24 protein-coding genes are annotated in these 17,665 nt (G+C 45.7%); 8 read left to right on the top strand and 16 right to left on the bottom strand.

Going from position 1 to position 17,665, the window contains the following annotated elements; genetic code table 11:
- Nucleotides 1-8 precede the first annotated feature (8 nt).
- From MKX80_RS07025 to MKX80_RS06970, 12 genes are all read right to left on the bottom strand, one after another.
- On the bottom strand, nucleotides 9-857 hold the full coding sequence (locus tag MKX80_RS07025; RefSeq protein WP_182070828.1) for an XkdF-like putative serine protease domain-containing protein: 849 nt from the start codon (nucleotides 855-857) through the stop codon (nucleotides 9-11).
- A gap of 7 nt (nucleotides 858-864) precedes the next feature.
- On the bottom strand, nucleotides 865-2,379 hold the full coding sequence (locus tag MKX80_RS07020; protein ID WP_154994940.1) for a phage portal protein: 1,515 nt from the start codon (nucleotides 2,377-2,379) through the stop codon (nucleotides 865-867).
- A complete protein-coding gene (locus MKX80_RS07015) occupies nucleotides 2,358-3,680 on the bottom strand; it encodes a PBSX family phage terminase large subunit (protein ID WP_339228225.1) in 1,323 nt (440 codons plus the stop codon). Before MKX80_RS07015 ends, MKX80_RS07020 begins: the two co-directional genes overlap by 22 nt.
- Nucleotides 3,677-4,477 carry a terminase small subunit gene (locus tag MKX80_RS07010; RefSeq protein ID WP_234112919.1) on the bottom strand — a complete coding sequence of 267 codons (801 nt, stop codon included), beginning with the start codon at nucleotides 4,475-4,477 and terminating at the stop codon, nucleotides 3,677-3,679. Before MKX80_RS07010 ends, MKX80_RS07015 begins: the two co-directional genes overlap by 4 nt.
- 144 nt (nucleotides 4,478-4,621) lie before the next feature.
- Complete coding sequence (locus tag MKX80_RS07005; RefSeq protein ID WP_182070832.1) at nucleotides 4,622-5,125, bottom strand: sigma-70 family RNA polymerase sigma factor; 504 nt, start codon at nucleotides 5,123-5,125, stop codon at nucleotides 4,622-4,624.
- A 118-nt stretch (nucleotides 5,126-5,243) separates the two neighbouring features.
- Nucleotides 5,244-5,447, bottom strand: coding sequence for an XtrA/YqaO family protein (locus tag MKX80_RS07000; protein WP_154994935.1), 204 nt, complete (start codon nucleotides 5,445-5,447; stop codon nucleotides 5,244-5,246).
- Nucleotides 5,444-5,785 (bottom strand): hypothetical protein, encoded by a 342-nt coding sequence (locus MKX80_RS06995; protein ID WP_182070833.1) that lies wholly within the window; start codon nucleotides 5,783-5,785, stop codon nucleotides 5,444-5,446. Before MKX80_RS06995 ends, MKX80_RS07000 begins: the two co-directional genes overlap by 4 nt.
- A gap of 99 nt (nucleotides 5,786-5,884) precedes the next feature.
- Complete coding sequence (locus MKX80_RS06990) at nucleotides 5,885-6,055, bottom strand: hypothetical protein (RefSeq protein ID WP_165395376.1); 171 nt, start codon at nucleotides 6,053-6,055, stop codon at nucleotides 5,885-5,887.
- Complete coding sequence (locus MKX80_RS06985) at nucleotides 6,055-6,855, bottom strand: ATP-binding protein (RefSeq protein ID WP_182070835.1); 801 nt, start codon at nucleotides 6,853-6,855, stop codon at nucleotides 6,055-6,057. The genes MKX80_RS06990 and MKX80_RS06985 overlap by 1 nt, the downstream gene beginning before the upstream one ends.
- The gene (locus tag MKX80_RS06980) at nucleotides 6,755-7,579 is read right to left on the bottom strand and encodes a phage portal protein (RefSeq protein WP_339228220.1); all 825 of its coding nucleotides are present in this window, start codon (nucleotides 7,577-7,579) and stop codon (nucleotides 6,755-6,757) included. Before MKX80_RS06980 ends, MKX80_RS06985 begins: the two co-directional genes overlap by 101 nt.
- Nucleotides 7,580-7,876 carry a hypothetical protein gene (locus MKX80_RS06975; protein ID WP_154994926.1) on the bottom strand — a complete coding sequence of 99 codons (297 nt, stop codon included), beginning with the start codon at nucleotides 7,874-7,876 and terminating at the stop codon, nucleotides 7,580-7,582. It abuts the gene before it with no gap.
- A complete protein-coding gene (locus MKX80_RS06970) occupies nucleotides 7,866-8,126 on the bottom strand; it encodes a helix-turn-helix transcriptional regulator (protein WP_268293885.1) in 261 nt (86 codons plus the stop codon). Before MKX80_RS06970 ends, MKX80_RS06975 begins: the two co-directional genes overlap by 11 nt.
- A gap of 172 nt (nucleotides 8,127-8,298) precedes the next feature.
- On the opposite strand from MKX80_RS06970, the gene xre reads away from it, so the two are divergent.
- Together xre and MKX80_RS06960 are read left to right on the top strand one after the other, a co-directional pair.
- Complete coding sequence (gene xre / locus MKX80_RS06965) at nucleotides 8,299-8,652, top strand: HTH-type transcriptional regulator Xre (RefSeq protein ID WP_154994922.1); 354 nt, start codon at nucleotides 8,299-8,301, stop codon at nucleotides 8,650-8,652.
- Nucleotides 8,653-8,840: 188 nt separating this feature from the next.
- On the top strand, nucleotides 8,841-9,497 hold the full coding sequence (locus tag MKX80_RS06960; protein WP_154994921.1) for an ImmA/IrrE family metallo-endopeptidase: 657 nt from the start codon (nucleotides 8,841-8,843) through the stop codon (nucleotides 9,495-9,497).
- Nucleotides 9,498-9,509: 12 nt separating this feature from the next.
- On the opposite strand, the gene MKX80_RS06955 is transcribed toward MKX80_RS06960, so the two are convergent.
- Entirely contained in the window at nucleotides 9,510-10,157 is a 648-nt protein-coding gene (locus MKX80_RS06955; protein WP_154994919.1) for a poly-gamma-glutamate hydrolase family protein, read from the bottom strand.
- A gap of 258 nt (nucleotides 10,158-10,415) precedes the next feature.
- Here MKX80_RS06955 and MKX80_RS06950 point away from each other — a divergent pair, with 258 nt between their 5' ends.
- The 4 genes from MKX80_RS06950 to MKX80_RS06935 all read left to right on the top strand — a co-directional run bounded on the left by MKX80_RS06950 (nucleotide 10,416) and on the right by MKX80_RS06935 (nucleotide 13,562).
- Nucleotides 10,416-10,622, top strand: coding sequence for a DNA/RNA non-specific endonuclease (locus MKX80_RS06950; protein WP_234112907.1), 207 nt, complete (start codon nucleotides 10,416-10,418; stop codon nucleotides 10,620-10,622).
- 154 nt (nucleotides 10,623-10,776) lie between these two features.
- Nucleotides 10,777-11,190 carry a regulatory YrvL family protein gene (locus tag MKX80_RS06945; protein WP_154994915.1) on the top strand — a complete coding sequence of 138 codons (414 nt, stop codon included), beginning with the start codon at nucleotides 10,777-10,779 and terminating at the stop codon, nucleotides 11,188-11,190.
- A gap of 352 nt (nucleotides 11,191-11,542) precedes the next feature.
- Nucleotides 11,543-12,121: a TetR/AcrR family transcriptional regulator gene (locus tag MKX80_RS06940; protein ID WP_154994913.1), complete on the top strand. Its 579-nt coding sequence runs from the start codon at nucleotides 11,543-11,545 to the stop codon at nucleotides 12,119-12,121.
- Between the two features lie 16 nt (nucleotides 12,122-12,137).
- Complete coding sequence (locus tag MKX80_RS06935; protein ID WP_234112904.1) at nucleotides 12,138-13,562, top strand: MDR family MFS transporter; 1,425 nt, start codon at nucleotides 12,138-12,140, stop codon at nucleotides 13,560-13,562.
- Between the two features lie 56 nt (nucleotides 13,563-13,618).
- Here MKX80_RS06935 and MKX80_RS06930 read toward each other — a convergent pair whose 3' ends face one another.
- A complete protein-coding gene (locus MKX80_RS06930) occupies nucleotides 13,619-14,359 on the bottom strand; it encodes a 3D domain-containing protein (RefSeq protein ID WP_154994909.1) in 741 nt (246 codons plus the stop codon).
- 430 nt (nucleotides 14,360-14,789) lie between these two features.
- Here MKX80_RS06930 and MKX80_RS06925 point away from each other — a divergent pair, with 430 nt between their 5' ends.
- Nucleotides 14,790-15,338: an IseA DL-endopeptidase inhibitor family protein gene (locus MKX80_RS06925; RefSeq protein ID WP_154994907.1), complete on the top strand. Its 549-nt coding sequence runs from the start codon at nucleotides 14,790-14,792 to the stop codon at nucleotides 15,336-15,338.
- A gap of 44 nt (nucleotides 15,339-15,382) precedes the next feature.
- Here MKX80_RS06925 and MKX80_RS06920 read toward each other — a convergent pair whose 3' ends face one another.
- Both MKX80_RS06920 and MKX80_RS06915 read right to left on the bottom strand, forming a co-directional pair.
- Nucleotides 15,383-15,760 carry a VOC family protein gene (locus MKX80_RS06920; RefSeq protein ID WP_154994905.1) on the bottom strand — a complete coding sequence of 126 codons (378 nt, stop codon included), beginning with the start codon at nucleotides 15,758-15,760 and terminating at the stop codon, nucleotides 15,383-15,385.
- 47 nt (nucleotides 15,761-15,807) lie between these two features.
- Nucleotides 15,808-16,680 carry a DMT family transporter gene (locus MKX80_RS06915; RefSeq protein WP_268343021.1) on the bottom strand — a complete coding sequence of 291 codons (873 nt, stop codon included), beginning with the start codon at nucleotides 16,678-16,680 and terminating at the stop codon, nucleotides 15,808-15,810.
- A gap of 91 nt (nucleotides 16,681-16,771) precedes the next feature.
- Between MKX80_RS06915 and MKX80_RS06910 the strand changes: the two genes are divergently transcribed.
- A complete protein-coding gene (locus MKX80_RS06910) occupies nucleotides 16,772-17,659 on the top strand; it encodes a LysR family transcriptional regulator (RefSeq protein ID WP_154994901.1) in 888 nt (295 codons plus the stop codon).
- Nucleotides 17,660-17,665 lie beyond the last annotated feature (6 nt).

Genomic DNA, 17,665 nt, shown 5'->3' with positions numbered 1-17,665 from the left:
CCTCCAAATTAAAGCAATCCGCTCCAAATCGATTTTTTAACTTCTTCTTCCCCGTCTTTTTCAGCCGCTGCCTGCTTTGAGGCGCCTCTCATCTTTTCGAGTGCTTCAATGCGTGCAATAAGAGGGGCGAGCATGTCCTCGACGATTTCCTTCACATGTGCGTCTTGGTCTGTCTGCTGCTCTTTTTCGTCTGCCGCTTTATCCCCTTCCAAATCGTCAAGACGTTTGAGAAGCGGAGCCAAGACGGCTTCAATCGTTCCTTGAACTTCTGATCGTTTCATCTTTTTTTCTTCCTCTCCCGTTTTTTGTTTGTCGCCGGCAAAAAACTGCTTAAACAGCTGAAAGAAACTGCCGGTCTCATCGGTTTCAGAGCCGGCGCGGGGCGGGTGCTCGACCGTTTCGGCAGTGCCCGCCATGCTGTAGCCGGTGATGCTTCCTTTTTTAATCTGTTCCCAGATCTCATCACCGGCTTTTGTCACCAGCACCCAAGAGCCTTTCACAATCGTTTCGCCGTTTACTTCAAAATCAGCAGGCGCTACGTAGGACTCCACGACTTCTCCGACGCCTCCCTGGAAATTGTGATCCTTGTCGATCTTCCGGGCATTTTTCAGAAAACCGTGGGCGGCTTTTTGGATTTCTTCAGCCGTCATAAAATCGCCGTGGGCATCCGCAATGTCCGGCTCGTAGACCACGCCGTAGACGAGCTTCTTTTCATCCTCGGCTTTTGCAATCAGCTTGACTTCCTTTTGAAATGTCGGCGGTTCACTCGACTTCGTCATGAAAAATTTCTTTTTGTTCGCCGCTTTGTCGACATAACTGACGAAATTGATCTTGGCATTTTTAAGCTCTCTCGGCACGAAGTGTTCACCTCCTTTCAGTGATCTGTTTCAATGTCTCGACGGCTTCCTGCAGTTCAGGCAGCAGTGCTCCGGCTTCCGCTTCATTATTCTTTAAGCTTTCCTGGTAAACGAGCGGCCTGCTGAATTCTTCCTCCGGCCATTCATCAAGCGTCTTGCCGAGCACTCTGCCGGCCAGGTCGCGCAAATCATTTGCAGATACCGCTCCCGCCTGAATAAAAGGACCGAGTACTTTTGCAATCTCAAGCGGATCGCGAAAGTCCGGTCCTTTCAGCTGGAGCCTCGCGTGAAAAATGTTTAAATCACGGAGAAACAGCGTATTCAGCTTGCCGATCAATATTTTCCGCTCCGGTTCAAAAACCTGTTCTTCGGTGATTTTGCGGGCGGTATCGGCTGTCGCCCTGTTATATTCATGGGCATCACCAGTGTAGAGCGGCGGGAGCCTGAAGGAAGAGCGAATTTTATTCCGCGTTTTCTCGTCATATTCAAGAAACAGCGCATCTTCCTGCAAAATTTCGGCGAGGGATTTGATGTCAACTTTCACCGGCGTAATGTCCTGGCTGCCGTGAATGTCTTTTTCCTGGGCGATCCCCTCCGCTTCGATGAGCAAAAATTTGTGGGCATTTTCAACGCCTTCCAAGTCGTTCATGTATTCCTGCAGCTCTCTGTACGAAGCCTCTGAGAGCATGCCGTTTTCAACCGTAATGACGGCGGGTACGTGCCGGCCTTGTCTGAAGTACATATAATTCAGCTCTTCCGCTTTCCTCGCTCCGTACAGGTTGACAATATTTCCGATCCAGCGGGGAACGCCGTAGATGCCGCTGCCGATTTTAAAATGGATCGCTTCATTCGCGCTTCGTTCAGGAGGAGTCTGTCTGTCAAACTCTCCGGTGGTCATATCCATGATCCGCGGATCGCCGTACTCTTTAAAGTACACTTTCCTGCCGTCAATCATCTGAACGTACTTGCGGAACCTTTTTTCCCTTTTGATGTTTTTTAGCGATCCGTTTTCCATGTAGGCGAATTCAACTTCGATCGGTTCTGTAAATCCGCATACGCGCATATTTTTGACATCGAGATATTCAATTCCGGCCGGCTGCCCCGCACCGTTTCTGAGCACCTCCAAAAACCCGTTCCCCGTTTTTTCGCGGTCCTCTATCATATGGCTTAAAATCGTTTCAGCCGATTCATCAAAATGAAGATGGCGGCAAAAATCTTCAAGCCTTGTCCAATCGGTCTCAGCAGCTTTTTTCTTATCGGGCTTCACATCCGCACCGTTAAAATCAAAAGCGTATTCTACATCGAGCCCGAAACCCGCAATATTCGTTTTATAGGCGTCAATGCATTGCTGGAGAATTGAAGAATATTCGGCAATGGCTTTCAGTTCTTTCAAATTGTACGGCGGAGCGATAATATCATCGCCGTAGATCTCCGAAAATTGATCTTCATAGATTTGTTTTGTTACAGGCCCGTGAAAACGGGATTTCATGACTTTCGCTCTTACCGTTTGCTGAGTGGACATACGCTTCTCCCCCTTTTCCTGTTCGGCCGTTTTCTCGCTTCCGGCTCAGCCTTCAAATCGGTGACTTCATAATCATCAAGCGCGTACCATAGCGCGGAAAGCGTGTGCGGATCAATTGTAAACTGATCCTCCTTCAGATTGCCGTCTTTATCCGTCGCATAGGTCAGCGGCTGCAATTCGTAGATCGTATTGGCACATCGGTCAGAACAGAATATTTTTTTAAACCGCTTGATTTTTTTCGTATATTGCAGGCGTGAGCCTTGGAACTTGCGGGCTGCGGTCATGTTGAAACCGTTTTGCCTGAAAAACTGAATGCTTTTCGGTTCGGCCGGATCAGCTTTGATCAGCTCTTTCGTAACCGTGAATTCGTTAAGCTCTTCGGCCGTCTTGTCATCTGTCATTTTATTTTTGTAGTACTCCCAATAGATATATAAATATTTTTTGTCGGGATCGACGGCCGCCCGGACGACGGCATTGTAGGATTGCTCAAATCCGAAATCCATTCCGGTTCTCTTCAGCGGGTTGGAAATGGCGGAGATCTGTCTCATGACCTCCTCATGCTCCATCACTTCAAATTGCGGCAGAACCCTGGTGCCGTTTACCCCGAACCGTCCTTTTCTGGCAATCCGGTACAGGTCAGGATCATATGCTTTCATATCATCAAGCTGTTTGAGGTAGCTTTTCGGCAAAAACAGGTTGTCATCCGCTGTGGAATGGTGGTAATACGTATCACCGACGACAGCGACCCGCTTTTTATACAAGACCTCATCATCCAAAATAGACCGCTTGTTCCGCTCATCCTTGAAAAAGTGTCTGTACGTCCAGTTTGACTGGCTGACGGGGTTTGTCGTCAACATCATATACAGCCTGTGATCAGGATGCCTCAGCCGGCCGATCAGTTCCTTGAAGCCCTCATACTTCACTTCCGAACATTCTTCAATCCAAATCAGCGAGATGTTGTTGATAGATTTCAATTTCGCGGGGTTGTCCATCCCTTTAAAAATAATCCGGCTGCCGTTTGCAAACCTGATGTGCATCGGTGAAGAAACCGCCTCGGCCGCCTTATGAACACCCAGCTCATCGATAATGGATGCGAATAAAGAAAAAGTCGAATCCCTGTGTGTTTCAAACACTTCCCTTACGACAAGAGCAGTCCGCTTTTCCTGAAGCAGCTTTAATACGACTTTTAAAGCGGTATGATAGCTTTTCGACGAACCGTATCCGCCGACAAGAAATTGAAACGTCTGATCCCAGTTAAACAAATAATCTTCAAAATGCGGATTGACTTCTTTCATGATCAAGCCGGATCACCTTTTCGGGCGATGACCACTTCAACGGGACCTGGTTCCGCATCTTTGTCGGCTTTTTGTTTGGCGAGCTTCAGCTTCTCATCTTCAATTTTCCGCTTAAATGAATCAGGGAAAAGGTCAAAATACTGTGAGAGCTTATCGAGCGCCTTCATTTTATCGGCCAGCTTGATTGCGATTCCTTCTTTCCCAAGTTTCGCTTCCGTGATGACTGTACCATCGACGAGGTCGGAATGTTTCACATCGACAAAGCTGATCTCTTTCATAACCGGATTGTTTTCTTCATCAAACAGCGGTCCGGACTTTCCGACAGCCTGTACCTCTTTTTTGCCGAAAGTCACATAATCGGTCATATCGGCAAACGCGATTTTCACATAGACTTGGAGAACATCCATCGCCTCGACGAATATCTCCCCTACCATTTCTTTTTTGATCCGCCTGATTTCATCGGCCACCTTTTCGTTTTTTAGAAGCCGGCAGCCTGTCACATGGGCGCTGGCCGGGGAATAGCCCGCTTTTATCGCCGCTTGGGTGGCATTGAAGCTTTTCACATAATAGATGCAAAACAGCCGCTGCCGTTCATTCAGCCCTTCATTGTGGATGTCTGCTTTTCCTCGGTTCGTGTCATCCCCGTTTAAAGCCTCTTTCCAGCGGTCGCGGGTTTTCCAAACGCTGATTTTTTTATTTGAAACACCGAGTTCTCTTGCGATTGCAAGATTCGTAATGTTTCCCCCGTATTTTTGATAGAGACGAAAAGCTTCATCCCTTTTTGGATCCCTTTTCCTTGGCATTGTTCATCTTCACCGCCTCTCATCCTCGGAAACAGTAATATTTCATCGCTATATGAATCTTCCATTTATAATAGTATGTCTCATTATATTTTTTTCTCTTTTCACTTATAGGTGGCAAACGTATGACAAAAGACAGATATATCGTTATGCCATACAATCGAGAGGCTTTTCGGTTTGTTTCGCGATTTTCAGCTGTGCCCGTTTCACATTGGTTTGAACAGTGGACTTTTTGATGCCGAGCATGGTGGCAATCCGCTCATAGGAAAACTGTTCGACCTTATGTAAAATGAAGATTTCTTTTTCACGTGCCGTAAGGGCAGACAGTGCGGTTTCAATCCGGGCTTTATCGTATGCTGACACTTCCTGAGCCGGTTCAAATGCAATCTGTGCTGAGAACGTGTCGATGATCTGCGGATCTTTCAGGAGCATCCGTTTATAAGCATCTCGCCTGTCAATCGCCCGTCTGATTCCCGGCTCCCTTCCGTTTTCAAGCCAGTCGATCACATATTCCAAATCGGTCATCATGTTTCTGATCAGTTTTTTATCTTTCAGCTGTTCAGCTGTCAGCCCTTGTTCATCTTGATAGGGCCGATACAGCTTTTTCGTGTTTTTCAGCGCTCTTTTATATTCAAAAAGTAAATCTTCCATTTTGGTGTACCTCCGTTTTTTTGAAATAAAAAAGGACACCAATCAGCCGCACAGTAAGATGTGCATCTGATCAGCGTCCGCAGGCTTTCCGTCTTGGACAAATATTCAAGTTGTAGAGCTATAGCTTATAGCCGATTTCAAATTCGACCCTTGCGAGGTCTCCCTTTCTCGTTTCAATGACGGTTTTGCCGTGTTCAGGCGCCTCGGCCTGCCATGCCGTGCCGTTCATTCCGTCAAGGACGATTACCGTCACCTTTCCTTTTTTGATGCGGCTTGCAAGCGTTGTAGCGTGGATATCTGTTAACTTTGCCGGATGGTTCATCTTTTTTCCTCCTCTTCAAATTCCGCTTTTGCGACGACTTTTTCTAAAATATTCATCAATTGATTCTCAACTGAATCACTGGGAGCGGGCCGTTTTCGCCTCAAATAGGCAAGCGTGAGCTTCGCTGCGGTCAAAAGTTCGGGAGCCGCAGCGATTAAGCGGGCATTTTTTTCCTTGGAATATGCGCTGTAGTCGGCGACTTTGGCAATCACCCGCCCATTGGAATAAGGAAACCGTTTCTTTTCGGCTTTGCTGTATGCTGAATAAATGTACAGGTCGGTATTTGTTCTGACGACGCGCCATGGTGATGGGCTGTACGCCTCACTTTCGTTCTTCACGTATGTCTTCCTCACTTTCCGTCTTCTTCGTGCCATCGTTTCATTTGTGCGTCACTTTTTGCAGCTGTCCAGATGATGAGAATCATAGCTTTTAAACATTTAAGCACCTTGTTTCACCCTTGTTTTCATTTTTGCAATCAGCGCTTCCAGATGTTTGATCACATCCGTCAAATCACCGCTTTCAGCGCGGCAGTTTGGACAAGCGCGGAAAATCGTTCCGATCCTTGCGTCCTGATGGACTGATTTTCTCCCGTTACATAGCGGGCACATCAAACCATCCCCTCCAGTCTATGATTGATGCCGAAAGAGCTCCCGTTCAGGACGACGAGAAAGTCCTGGCACATTTCAACCAGCCTCGTTCCGAGCGCTTCGTCTATGCTGACAATTTCTTCAACGCTTAGCTCGCTGGACAGCATGATCGGCTTATGGTTCAAATACCTGTAATTGACGACGGCATATGTCTGTTCGATCTGCCATTCCGTCGCCCGCGGCCTGCCTCCCACCGGCTTAAACAGATCATCGAGAAACAGCACATCGACTTGCTTCATTCGGTTCAGCTTATCCTCAAGCAACGAAAAGTCCTGTTTTAAATCATTGAATCCTTCGACAAACGGAAAATAAAGGACGGGTACGAAAAGCTTCCTCATCAGCTCATTGGCGGCGGCCGTCAGCAAATGAGTCTTCCCTGAACCGGGTCGTCCCAAGAGCGCGATGCTGTTTCTGCGGCTTTCCTGAATGTCCCGGTAAGCTTGTACATATTCAACGGCGCATTCATACGCCTCTTTTACAGATTGGTGCTTTCCTTCCGTCTTGAATTGAGCAAAGTTTAAGTTTTTAAATTGTTCGGTGATTTCGCTCGACTTCAACAGCTTTTGCGCTTTGCGCCATTCGCGGCAGGTGCATGATACCCATACTTCCATCGTTCCGCGCCGTTCGATAAATCCGAGTTCATCTTTGCACTTCGGACAGTCATACCGTTTTGCGGCGGATTCTTCCGGTTTGTCCCCCTGTGATAGACGACTCCTGTTCCTTAGTTCGTCCATGACCTCTTCGATTGTTCTTTTGGGCATTGTTCTCCCTCCTGACAGTTGTTTTCGCTTCCGTTTCAGCCAGCCGGCCGATGATATATTTTTCACAGTAGCTGAAGACCTTGATCGTTTCATGGCGGCTTCGGCGCCGCGTCTCATACTCCTCAAAGCATTGTTCAAGCCATTTGATTGTTTGCGGAAGAGACACTCCGCGGGCGACAATCCGGGCGATGGCCTGGTAGTCTTTTGATGAGGGATGGACAGGCTTTCCTTCCTGCAAAGACCTGAGAGCGGCAAATCGTTCTGCTATTGTTTTTATGGAACTCATATTATGTTTTGTGTTTATTTGTGTGATATCTTTATTGGATTGGACAAGCTTGTCCGCACGGCCAGTCTCTTCTGTCCGATCAGGCAGTTCTGTTCGGACATGGCTGGCATAGGCAAATTTCTTTGAATGTCTGACTGACAAAATCATTCCGTAAGGCGCTCTTGTGACCGCAATGTAGCCGTTTCGTTCGAGAAGAGCGAGCCACCTTCTGATCGTTTTTTCGTTGACGCCGAATTGAAGAGCCAGTTCTGCTGCTTTCAGCGGCTTGTTGCCGAGCACGATGCCCCATGTCATCCCATCGCGTTTGATTTCCTTTGTTGTTGAACTGATGCACCATAAAAACAGCCAAATGGCATTGCCTATTTTCTCGTAGTGCACAGGTGTTAAAAGCCCTGAGTAAACCGAAAAGGGATAGCTTTGATTCAGCGGACGGGACATTCATCTTCCCCCTTCCTTCTGCCTTTTGCAGTTCAGCCTGAGGTACCGTTCGTATTGGCCTTTATGATCGAATTGGAATACAGGCTTGCCGTCTTTCGTAAAAGCGATGAATCCCCCGGCTTCGCCGAGCCGCCATTGATCAAACCGGTCTGAGCTGTAGGAAATCACAATTTTACCCATGCTGCCTCCTTGTGGATATCCGGCGAGTCCGCCGGGTCTTCGCATTTGCTCTCTGTCGGCTTCCTTTGGATAGCCGTGCGTTCGAATGTGCGTGACCATCGGATGTTCAAGATTCATGACATCGCCTTCTTTCATACAGGGCTTCGTTGATACAATATGTATCCATATAGACCTGAAAAAGATCGGGAAACAGCAATCGATCAGGCAATGAGTAAAGCGTTTCGAATTTCAGCATCGTTTCTCTGCCGGGATTGCGTGTTCCCCTTTCGATTTTGCGAACATAAACCTCGGAGAGTCCAAGTCTTTCCGACACTTGCTTCTGCGTCCATCCCCTCTTAGAACGCTCTTCGATCAACCGTTTTCGCACATGTTCTCACTCCCTGTTTTTGATACAATACGTATCTGATGGTTTGATTATATACGATACAATTCTTATCATCAACACTTTTTTGATACTTTTTTTATCATATGTTTATTTCGATACATTTTGTATCTATAATAGAGATAAACATGCCGAATTGAGGAAGAGAGGTCATTCTATGTTAGGCGGCAGACTGAAGAGCCTGAGAGGAAAACGGACACAGGAAGAAGTGGCGAAGCAGATCGGTGTATCTCGGGCCCGCTACTCCCATTACGAAAACGGAAGAAGCGAGCCGGACTATGAAACATTAAAAAAACTCGCCGAATACTATAAAGTGACGATTGACTATCTATTGACAGGAACGGAAAAGAAAAAAACGATTGAAGACGAAATCGCAGATCCGGATCTGCAAATTGCATACCGCGACATGCAGGAATTTTCCCCCGAAAGCAGACAGCAGGCCATCGAGTTCATTCAATACTTAAAAGAAAAAGAGAAGAAACGAAAGCCCGGAGATAAACAAAACGGATAAATAAGGAATTTTTATTAAGCATGACCTGGTGAGCGCCGATTTAATAGATAAGACGACAAAAAAGGGAAAGATTTGCTAAAGAGGCTGCTCATCGTATATGATAGATTTGCATGAAATCATGACAGCCCCTTTGACGGGCTTTTCTTTCCCGCTAAAAACAGAACATTCGTTCGAAAGGGTGTCTCGTATTGAAGTTTTATTTGTCTCACCTAGAAGAATACGTCAAAAATATGTATCAAAAGTTTGGTTTTTTTGAACCTCACCACATTGATATGAATCGCATAGCCGCTCATTTTAATATTTGGATTCACTATGAAAATGTCAACAGCATGATGATTAAGCATGACGGCATGTACAGCATTATTCTCAACAGCAGCCTTTCAAAGGAAAAGCAGTGGGAGGATTTTGCCCATGAGCTGTGCCACGTATTAAAGCATGCGGGAAACCAGCTTTACATGAATCAGATGTTTAGGGAGCTGCAGGAGTTCCAGGCCAATCAATTTATGTACCATTTTTGCGTCCCTACTTTTATGCTTTTAAAAATGGATTTTCCTCAGCTGCGATGCCAAGCCGCTAAAATGATCGCCGACCTCTTTAAAGTCACGGAATCGTTCGCTGTCAAGCGGATCGAGCTCTTTGAAAAACGGCAAGCCGGGATCCAGTTTCATGAGGCGTGGATGGCAAGCATTTCCCAAGAAAGCGAATCAGCGAATGCTGCACGTCTTGAAGAAGAAGACGAACTTGCACGCTACCGGCGGGAAACCCGCCGCCCGTACGCAGCAGCAAACGGCCTCGGCAAATTGGTCGCGGCAGAAAGCCGGCCGGCGTATATGCTGAGAAAATAAAAAACAGCCGGCTCAGCTGCCGGCTGCACTCGGCCCATATGCGATGCGGGCCCCTTCCTTCAAAGCTTTGACATAGCGGGAAAACACCTCATTTTGAGACGTTCGCCTGCCCTTTAATGTGAATTTCTCAAACATCGCCTTCCGCTGGGCAGTGCTGATTTCAAATTGCACGCTTAAACCGGTTTGGCAGCGATTGTTGATGCTTGCAGGGTTTGTACCTGAAAGATATCCCCTTTCAGCGGCCAGCTCCGCAGAAAAACCGTGCATCTCCAATGTCTCCGCAAACATCAAGGCGCGCCTTCGATCTGTCCCCCCGATGAGCGTATGCCGGCGGATAGGCTCATCATATCCGTGAAACGCCAGTATATATCGATGTCCCGCAGCCATTCGCACGGCAAGCGGGCAGTCAAAATGGGCGCTTGTCACATGAAGACTCTTATTGCCGCGCCTTTTCAATCCTTCCAATAAATAAACCGAAGAACCCTCTGCAAAAGCCCTGACAATTTCACTGATGCCCGGCTCGATTCCGCCCCCGTGGGGAGCCATCACAAGCAGAGCGCTCCCTGCATCCCGCGCAGCCACCGAATAATCGGTCCCTTCTATTTCGTTTTCTACCATCTCTGTAAAGCTGCCATATTGGTCAGTTAAAGCCCGCTTCATCTTTCGATTTTTGCACCTGCCTGTCCTGTTTTTATGTAGTGTACCGGGAGTCGCAGCGGTTGTAAATATGTTGCCTCCAGGAAAATGAAATGACAAATAAAATCTCTTTCAATAGGAATATAACCTAAATCAAAAGGTTCATTTTCTTGAATTCACCAATCCCACTCTATAAAGTGGTAAACCCTAAAATGATTGAAACTTTAGTACTTGAGGAAAATGCTATCCAAGACTCTGAACATGAAGATCGCTTAAAAACCGATGAAGGCGGCAGCAAGTATATTTGAAGGGTCTGGAAAGCTTGACAACCTTGTGCCGATGGATGGTAACTTAAATAAAGGAGAATGGAAAAAGATCGAAAACATGTGGGCTAAACATCTCGATACAGGAAGAACAGTTGAGGTTAGATCCTTTCCTCCTGATTGCAGCCCTTATGAAAACGCTCCAAATATGATATATGGTGATTAATTAGTCTCGAAAAACCCATTAGAAAATTTTTAGAACGCTCTCTTCACTCCCTTCATCCACACAAACTTTAACCCCCAAATCTCATTTATAACTCACAACCGGATATTTTTCTGATATCATGAATATACACTGCATGATTAGGAATGAATGTTTAATGATTAAAAAAACTCTCGGTACCATGTTCGCAGTGACTATGATCTTTCTTTTGATCCTCACTGTGTTTACGCTCTTATTCGGGTCTTATTATTTCGGCGTTGCCGGTTTTTTTGCGATTTTCGGCGTTACATACGAATCGCCCTGGTCGCTCTTCTGGTATATCCTTTTATCTTTTGGCCTCGGCGCGCTGTTTGAAATCCCGGAAAAAATTCTGAGCTTTATGATCGGGCATAAAGCCGTGACCTTTATGATCGAATGTTTTTTTACGTGGCTTGCCATCCATCTCGCTGATGAATTGATGGACAGCATCACCATCCCGCTGGATGTCGAAATCATCGCCTGTCTGTTTTTATTTGTCATTCATCTGGCATTTGAAGACAACAAAGAAAGAAACCAGACATACGAGGATTGAGAAACATTTCCTGCGAAGGGAGAACAGAACAGTGACGTTTTTCATTTCAACTCAAAAGACCGTTCCGCAAGAAAATGTTCGGCTATGTTTTTTTGGCCGTTTATTTAACGGTGCTCGCACTCTATACCATCAACTCTGCTTTTGTTCACTTCATATCTGACAGCCTTTTGTCGATCTTGGCAGCGATTGCTGTGGCGCCTCTCATTGCCGGCTTTCTGAAGCCTTCAGCGGATTCGCGGTGAACCCCCATATGGACAAATCGTCCTTTTTTTAAAACAGGCCTTCAAAAAAGGTCTTTTTTTTCGTTAAAATTATATAGACCGATCAGTATAAAGTATAAGGGAATGATAGAATGGCAGAAAAAATGAGCAGCCGCGACAAAATATTGCGGGCGGCTTCACGCTTGTTCCGCAAACAAGGCTACCATGCCACAGGTCTGAGCCAAATCACAGCCGAAAGCGGAGCGCCTCGGGGATCGCTTTATTATTATTTTCCCGGCGGCAAAGAAGAGCTGGCGCAAGAAGCGATTCAATTAACCGGGGAAAGAATCAAAGCGTATATATTGTCAGTGATCCGCCGTGAAGCTGATCCTGTCAAGGCGTTTCAATCTTATATCCAGATGATGGCTGACGGAATCGAGGAGTACATCATGGAAGAAAACGATGATATTCCGATCGTATCCGTCGCCGCAGAAACGTGGTCGTTCAGCGAAAGGCTCCGCCAAACGTGTGAACAGGTTTATCAAGACTGGCAGCTTGTCTATCAGGATAAACTGCTCCAGTCAGGCTATGCGCCGGAAACTGCCGAGACGCTGAGCGTCGCGATACAAGCGATGATTGAGGGTGCGTATGTGCTCTCAGTGACGAAAAAAAGCGGCCGGCCCCTTAGTGCAGCCGCCGAACAAATTCCTTTTTTACTAAAACGATCATAAAGGGTGGGACATGCAAATGGAACAAGCTAAAAAAGGCTCCTTCATGATTATCGCAATCTTAATCGTCGGAAATTTTCTCGCTCTAATTAATGAGACGGTCATGAATGTGGCTTTGCCGAAGATCATCGACGATTTCGGCATTTCAGCGAACACGGCCCAGTGGCTGTCAACCGGATATATGCTCATGATCGGCATCGCTGTGCCGATTACCGCGTTTTTAATGCAGCGCTTTACGACAAGGCAGCTGTTTCTGTCTGCGATGACGTTATTTACAGTGGGAACCTTGCTGGCCGGAATCGCTCCGGTCTTCCCGCTCGTTCTCGCAGGACGGATCATCCAGGGTTCGGGTACGGGCCTGATATTGCCGCTTGTGATGAATGTGATACTGACTTTAATTCCGCCGCAAAAACGCGGAACGATGACCGGGATCCTCACGCTCGTTATTTTATTTGCCCCGGCGATCGGTCCGGTCATATCAGGCTATATTGTCGAGCATTATTCATGGCGGGTTGTTTTCTTCATGATGCTGCCAGTATCGGTCTTCATGATTTTTTATGCGGCGTTCCGCTTGAAAAATGTAACCGAACTGACGTATCCGAAAATTGACATATTATCAATTCTTTTATCGACCGTCGGGTTTGGCGGAATCGTTTTTGGCTTCAGCAACGCCGGGGAAGCAGCGGGCTGGAGCAGTCCGAAAGTCATCATCGGACTGGCGGCCGGTGTCATCGGATTAATATTGTTCGTCATGCGCCAGCTCAAATTGAAAGTGCCGATGCTAGATATGAGGCCGTTTCGTTCAAAAATTTTTTCCGTCTCGGTTATCCTGATGTGGATCGTGATGATGCTGCAGTTTTCGATGATGCTGATTTTGCCGCTTTACTTCCAGATGGCGCTTGAGCTGTCACCGCTTTATACAGGCATTCTTATGCTGCCGGGCGGCCTTGTCCTGGCGATGACATCTCTTGTTGCAGGACGCCTGTTTGATAAGCTTGGCTTTAAACCGCTGTTGATCACCGGATTGATCATTGTGATTGCCGTCCTTTCGCTGTTTACGAATATTTCAAGCGATACGCCGATGGCGGTCGGAATGATGCTGTACGCCGGCTTCACACTCGGCGTCGGGTTGACGATGGCTCCGATTATGACGCTCGGTTTGAACCAGGTGCCAAAACCGCTGTACCCGCATGGTTCGGCGATTATGAATACGGTCAATCAAGTGTCAGGGGCCATCGGTCCGGCATTGTACACGACGATCCTGACGACCGTTTCGAATCGCTTTATCGCGCATTCTTCAGGAGGCAGCCGTCAGGAGCTGCACATGCAAGGCATGACAGAAGGCGTTCATATGGTTTATTTCGTAGCCATCGTCTTTGCAGCCGCTGCTCTTGTGATTTCGTTTTTTGTGAAAAGCAGACGCGCGGAACATCATGCAGCATAAATATCGGTCCTCAAAAAAATGCAGGAGGCATGAAACGCCTCCTGCATTTTTTTATATTAGTTTAAAATTTTGACCTTTACGGTTTTGACGCCCCAATTGAAAGCGTCTTTTTTATCTGGAATAAATACGTCTATTTTATGGCCTTTAATGGCGCCGCCGGTATCTTCAGCCGTCGCTTCGCCATAGCCTTCCACATATACTTTCGTACCGAGCGGAATCACGCTTGGATCAACCGCGATGACTTTCGCATCACGGTTCGCATTCAGGTCGACTCCCGTTTTTGTGATGCCCGAAATGCCCCCGTCATTTGCCGTATACGCAGTTGCTGTCACTGTGATTTCCTTTTGCACGTTGACAGGCTGATCGTTTTGTTTTTGCGCGGACTCTTGTTTCACAGGTGCTGTTGCAGCCGTTTCTCCTGCTTCTCCGTTTATCGCAAGCGTTTGCCCTGCAATAATCAAGTCTGACTTCAGGTTGTTCCGTTTTTGAAGATCGCTTACAGTCACACCGAACTCTTTTGCGATTTTTGAGAGCGTGTCCCCTGGCTGAACGGTGTACTGCTTTTCTTCAGATTTTTCTTCTTGAGAAGAAATGTTCAGCTTTTGACCCGGTAAAATCAGATCTGTAGAAAGCTGATTCCATTTTTTTAAGTCCTTGAGGTTCATTCCGTAGTTTTGAGAAATCCCCCAGAGCGTGTCTCCTTTTTGAACTTCGATTTCTTTTGCTGAGGCAGTCGCTCCGAATGCAGTCGCCGACATAGCCGCGGCTGCAGCCAAGGACATGATTGTCTTCTTCATAAGTTAAATCCTCCCTTGTTAGCCCTTTTGAAACTAACAGGGAAAATCGTAACACAGCAAAATGTCATCGCTATGACAGATTGATGCGAATTTCGTTACAGTTTTTTTACTGGTAAAGTTTGATTTTATATAAAATTCTGATTTTTAACAACATTATTCATTTATGTTTCAGTCGTTCTCTTTCCTGCTTTTGACGCAGGTTTAAGCTGGAATTCTTTTTCAGTATAAGATGTTTTTTCAACATGATGCTTTTGTGTTTATGAGCAGAGAAATCCGGGAAACGAATCAATATACGTAAACCCCAGCTGCTTTTATGTCGTCATATATAAGAAAACAGCGGAGGAAAATTTTTCTCGCAAACCTCTTGTAATCTATCTGTAATTATTGTAACATTTGTAACATAAGAGATATATTTAAGGAGAGAGGAACATTGAAAAAGTTAATCGCTTGTTTATTAGCTGTTTTACTGATCTTGCCTGCCGGAGCGTCTCTCGCAGCGAAAAATCAAACATCAGGGAATTTAACAAATAAGCAAGTCATGCAAATGACCTTGCAGGCACGGGAGCACTTTTGGAATACGATGAGCGGCCACAATCCAAAAGCGAAAAACTCAACTTGCCAATCCAAAACATTTGAATACCGCGGTCTTCCATATACGTATATGTGCAGTGAATTCAGCACAAAAGCAAAATTAACAGACTACTTGACACCAGTTTTCACAAAAGACGCCATTAAAAAAGGATTTGAAAAATACAACATCATTTCTTATAAAGGAAAAATGGCTGTGCCTGTCGGCGATGGGGATAACCTCTTAGGATGGGACAAGGCAAAAATCAAACTGATCTCACAAAAAAATAATACCCGCACATATGAATTTTCCGTACCGGCATTGGATGGATCAGTGACCGCGAAAAGAAAGATCACGTTTGTGAAAGAAAACAACAAATGGAAAATCAATCAGCTCGATGCTGCCATCTAAACGAAAAAAGCTAATGTCTAAAAACGGACATTAGCTTTTTGCCGTCAAACGGTCAGCTCAACGATGTTGCCGTCAGGATCCAGAATGACGCTTTCATAATACCCGTCTCCCGTGACGCGCGGCTTTCCGGCAACTTGGTATCCTTCCTTTTCAAAATGGCTCGTCATCTCGTCAACCTCTTGCCGCGATCCTAAGGAAAACGCCATATGTGCATAGCCGCAAGCGTTTTCCTCTCCTTTTGCAAGATCGGGGCGTCTCATCAGCTCAAGCCGTGTTCCCGATTCAAATTGAATGAAATATGATTCGAAATGCTTTTTCGGGTTGACGTATTTTTCATTCGCCTTTCCGTGAAAAAACCGGGTATAGAAATCTTTCATTTCCTCTAAATTGTTCGTCCATATGGCGATGTGTTCGATTTTCATCAATCTCCCTCCCATTTCATATTACCATATAGACCCTCTGCCTTTTTTTACACTTTTTTAAATTGATAAGTATTCATAAAAATCCCGATACAGATCATGAATGCGCCGATCAGGATGCTGAATGTGACCTGTTCATGCAACTGCAGCCAGCCGAATAAAAGGCCTAATACGGGGACAAACATTAAAGCCATCGATGCTTTTGACGCTTCGATTTGATTCAGTATCCAAAACCAAACGACGAACGTCAAAGCCGTAGAGAATAAACCGTTAAACAAAAGAGACAAGATCGCTTCATTTGACCAGTGAATCGGCCGGGACGGTTCCAGTATAAAAGAGAAGATCAATAACATCACCGCCCCTGTGAGAAGCTGCCATGCATTCATATGAATCATATCTGTATGTTTAAATTTCAGTTTGCTATAAACATTGGCGATGCCCCAGCTGAGCGCTGCGATTAAAACACAAAGTTCTCCAAATATGACGTTTTGATCAACATGCAGAATCCCTCCTCCTAATATAAACAAAAGACCGATCAAACCAGAAAACAAACCGAGCATTTTATACACATTGATTTTCTCGTTTAATTTAAAATGACTGATGACAGTAACAAAAATGGGCATGGTGTACACCAAAACAGACGTTTTTCCCGAATCGACAAACTGCATGCCGTAAGTTAACACCCCCATATAACCTAAACCCATCAATAAACTCATCACCAGATAATGCTTGATATTCTCCTTTCCTATTGAACGTTTCCTTCCTTTGAACAAGAGAATCACAAACAAAGGAACTGCTCCGATGAACAGCCGCAGTGCCGAAAATAAAACAGGGGGAATGTCAGTGATTGCGATTTTCATTGTCACCCAGGTATACCCCCAAATAAGTGTTACAGAGATGATTCCAAAAAGTACTTTAAACATAACCCGTCACCTTTCTTCTTTGTTTCATGTACAGCATATGCTATATTGACATATAACTGAAATACATTTTTATTATCGGGGGTATAACCAATTGGTTATGAATATGAACAGCCTTCACATCTTTGTGAAAGTCGCGGAGACACTAAATATGACAGAAGCCGCCAACGAACTGTATATTTCACAGCCGGCCGTGAGCAAAGCTATAAAAAGTATGGAAACGTCGCTCGGGGTCAAATTGTTGATTCGGGATAAACAAAACAAGATAAAGCTCACTGACGCGGGGAAGGAAATCGTCGTACTGGCCAGACAGATGATCGTGATTGAAAACAAAATATACCAGGTGGCCGATCAAGAAAATCATCTGCTCAGGGGGAAAGTTAAGGTTGGCTCGTTCCCTGCCGTCTCAGCGAATATTTTGCCGCAGGCTATCGCCTCCTTCAGATCAAAATATCCGCTCGTACAAATCGAGCTGATCGAGGGTACCTCTGATCAAATCAAGCAATGGGTTGAAACTCGCCTGGTTGATTTAGGAATCGTCGCCTCTCCATTTGACGGGTTCGAAAGTCAAGTATTGTTCCAAGACCGGATGGCGGCCGTCATTCCTGAGCAATATCATCACTTAAAAGACGCACCATTCATTGATCTGAAAAAACATCAAAATGAATTGATTTTTTGTAAAGGCGGGCACGAAATTGCCGTATCTCAAATCTTTCAAAAACACCGCCTCGAATTAAAAGAAAATCTGACTGTGCAAAACGCGGAAACATTGGTCAATATGGTCAATAACAACTTGGGGATCGGCTTGATTTCAAACTTTTCGCTTTCCTCCGTGTCCCATCAGTTAATCAAAAAAGACATCTCTCCTCAAATTATCCGCGAGGTCGGCCTGATTACACCTTCATTTGAAGAAGCAACACCTGCGGCTGCCGAGTTTATGAAAATGATCATCGAATCGGAAACGGCCCGGTCATTTTCGTAAACAGAA

The organism is Bacillus sp. FSL K6-0972 (assembly GCF_037976035.1).
Lineage (GTDB): Bacteria > Bacillota > Bacilli > Bacillales > Bacillaceae > Bacillus > Bacillus haynesii.
The sequence above is the reverse complement of the archived record's forward strand: the minus strand, read 5'-3'. Positions and strand labels throughout refer to the sequence as shown.

Bases quoted from the DNA above. Each gene is read 5' to 3' on its own strand.
- MKX80_RS07020 (WP_154994940.1), bottom strand. From the start codon at position 2,379: ATGTCCACTCAGCAAACGGTAAGAGCGAAAGTCATGAAATCCCGTTTT.
- MKX80_RS07010 (WP_234112919.1), bottom strand. From the start codon at position 4,477: ATGCCAAGGAAAAGGGATCCAAAAAGGGATGAAGCTTTTCGTCTCTAT.
- MKX80_RS07005 (WP_182070832.1), bottom strand. From the start codon at position 5,125: ATGGAAGATTTACTTTTTGAATATAAAAGAGCGCTGAAAAACACGAAA.
- MKX80_RS07000 (WP_154994935.1), bottom strand. From the start codon at position 5,447: ATGAACCATCCGGCAAAGTTAACAGATATCCACGCTACAACGCTTGCA.
- MKX80_RS06990 (WP_165395376.1), bottom strand. From the start codon at position 6,055: ATGTGCCCGCTATGTAACGGGAGAAAATCAGTCCATCAGGACGCAAGG.
- MKX80_RS06985 (WP_182070835.1), bottom strand. From the start codon at position 6,855: ATGCCCAAAAGAACAATCGAAGAGGTCATGGACGAACTAAGGAACAGG.
- MKX80_RS06980 (WP_339228220.1), bottom strand. From the start codon at position 7,579: ATGTCCCGTCCGCTGAATCAAAGCTATCCCTTTTCGGTTTACTCAGGG.
- MKX80_RS06975 (WP_154994926.1), bottom strand. From the start codon at position 7,876: ATGAATCTTGAACATCCGATGGTCACGCACATTCGAACGCACGGCTAT.
- xre (WP_154994922.1), top strand. From the start codon at position 8,299: ATGTTAGGCGGCAGACTGAAGAGCCTGAGAGGAAAACGGACACAGGAA.
- MKX80_RS06955 (WP_154994919.1), bottom strand. From the start codon at position 10,157: ATGAAGCGGGCTTTAACTGACCAATATGGCAGCTTTACAGAGATGGTA.
- MKX80_RS06950 (WP_234112907.1), top strand. From the start codon at position 10,416: ATGAAGGCGGCAGCAAGTATATTTGAAGGGTCTGGAAAGCTTGACAAC.
- MKX80_RS06945 (WP_154994915.1), top strand. From the start codon at position 10,777: ATGATTAAAAAAACTCTCGGTACCATGTTCGCAGTGACTATGATCTTT.
- MKX80_RS06940 (WP_154994913.1), top strand. From the start codon at position 11,543: ATGGCAGAAAAAATGAGCAGCCGCGACAAAATATTGCGGGCGGCTTCA.
- MKX80_RS06935 (WP_234112904.1), top strand. From the start codon at position 12,138: ATGGAACAAGCTAAAAAAGGCTCCTTCATGATTATCGCAATCTTAATC.
- MKX80_RS06930 (WP_154994909.1), bottom strand. From the start codon at position 14,359: ATGAAGAAGACAATCATGTCCTTGGCTGCAGCCGCGGCTATGTCGGCG.
- MKX80_RS06920 (WP_154994905.1), bottom strand. From the start codon at position 15,760: ATGAAAATCGAACACATCGCCATATGGACGAACAATTTAGAGGAAATG.
- MKX80_RS06915 (WP_268343021.1), bottom strand. From the start codon at position 16,680: ATGTTTAAAGTACTTTTTGGAATCATCTCTGTAACACTTATTTGGGGG.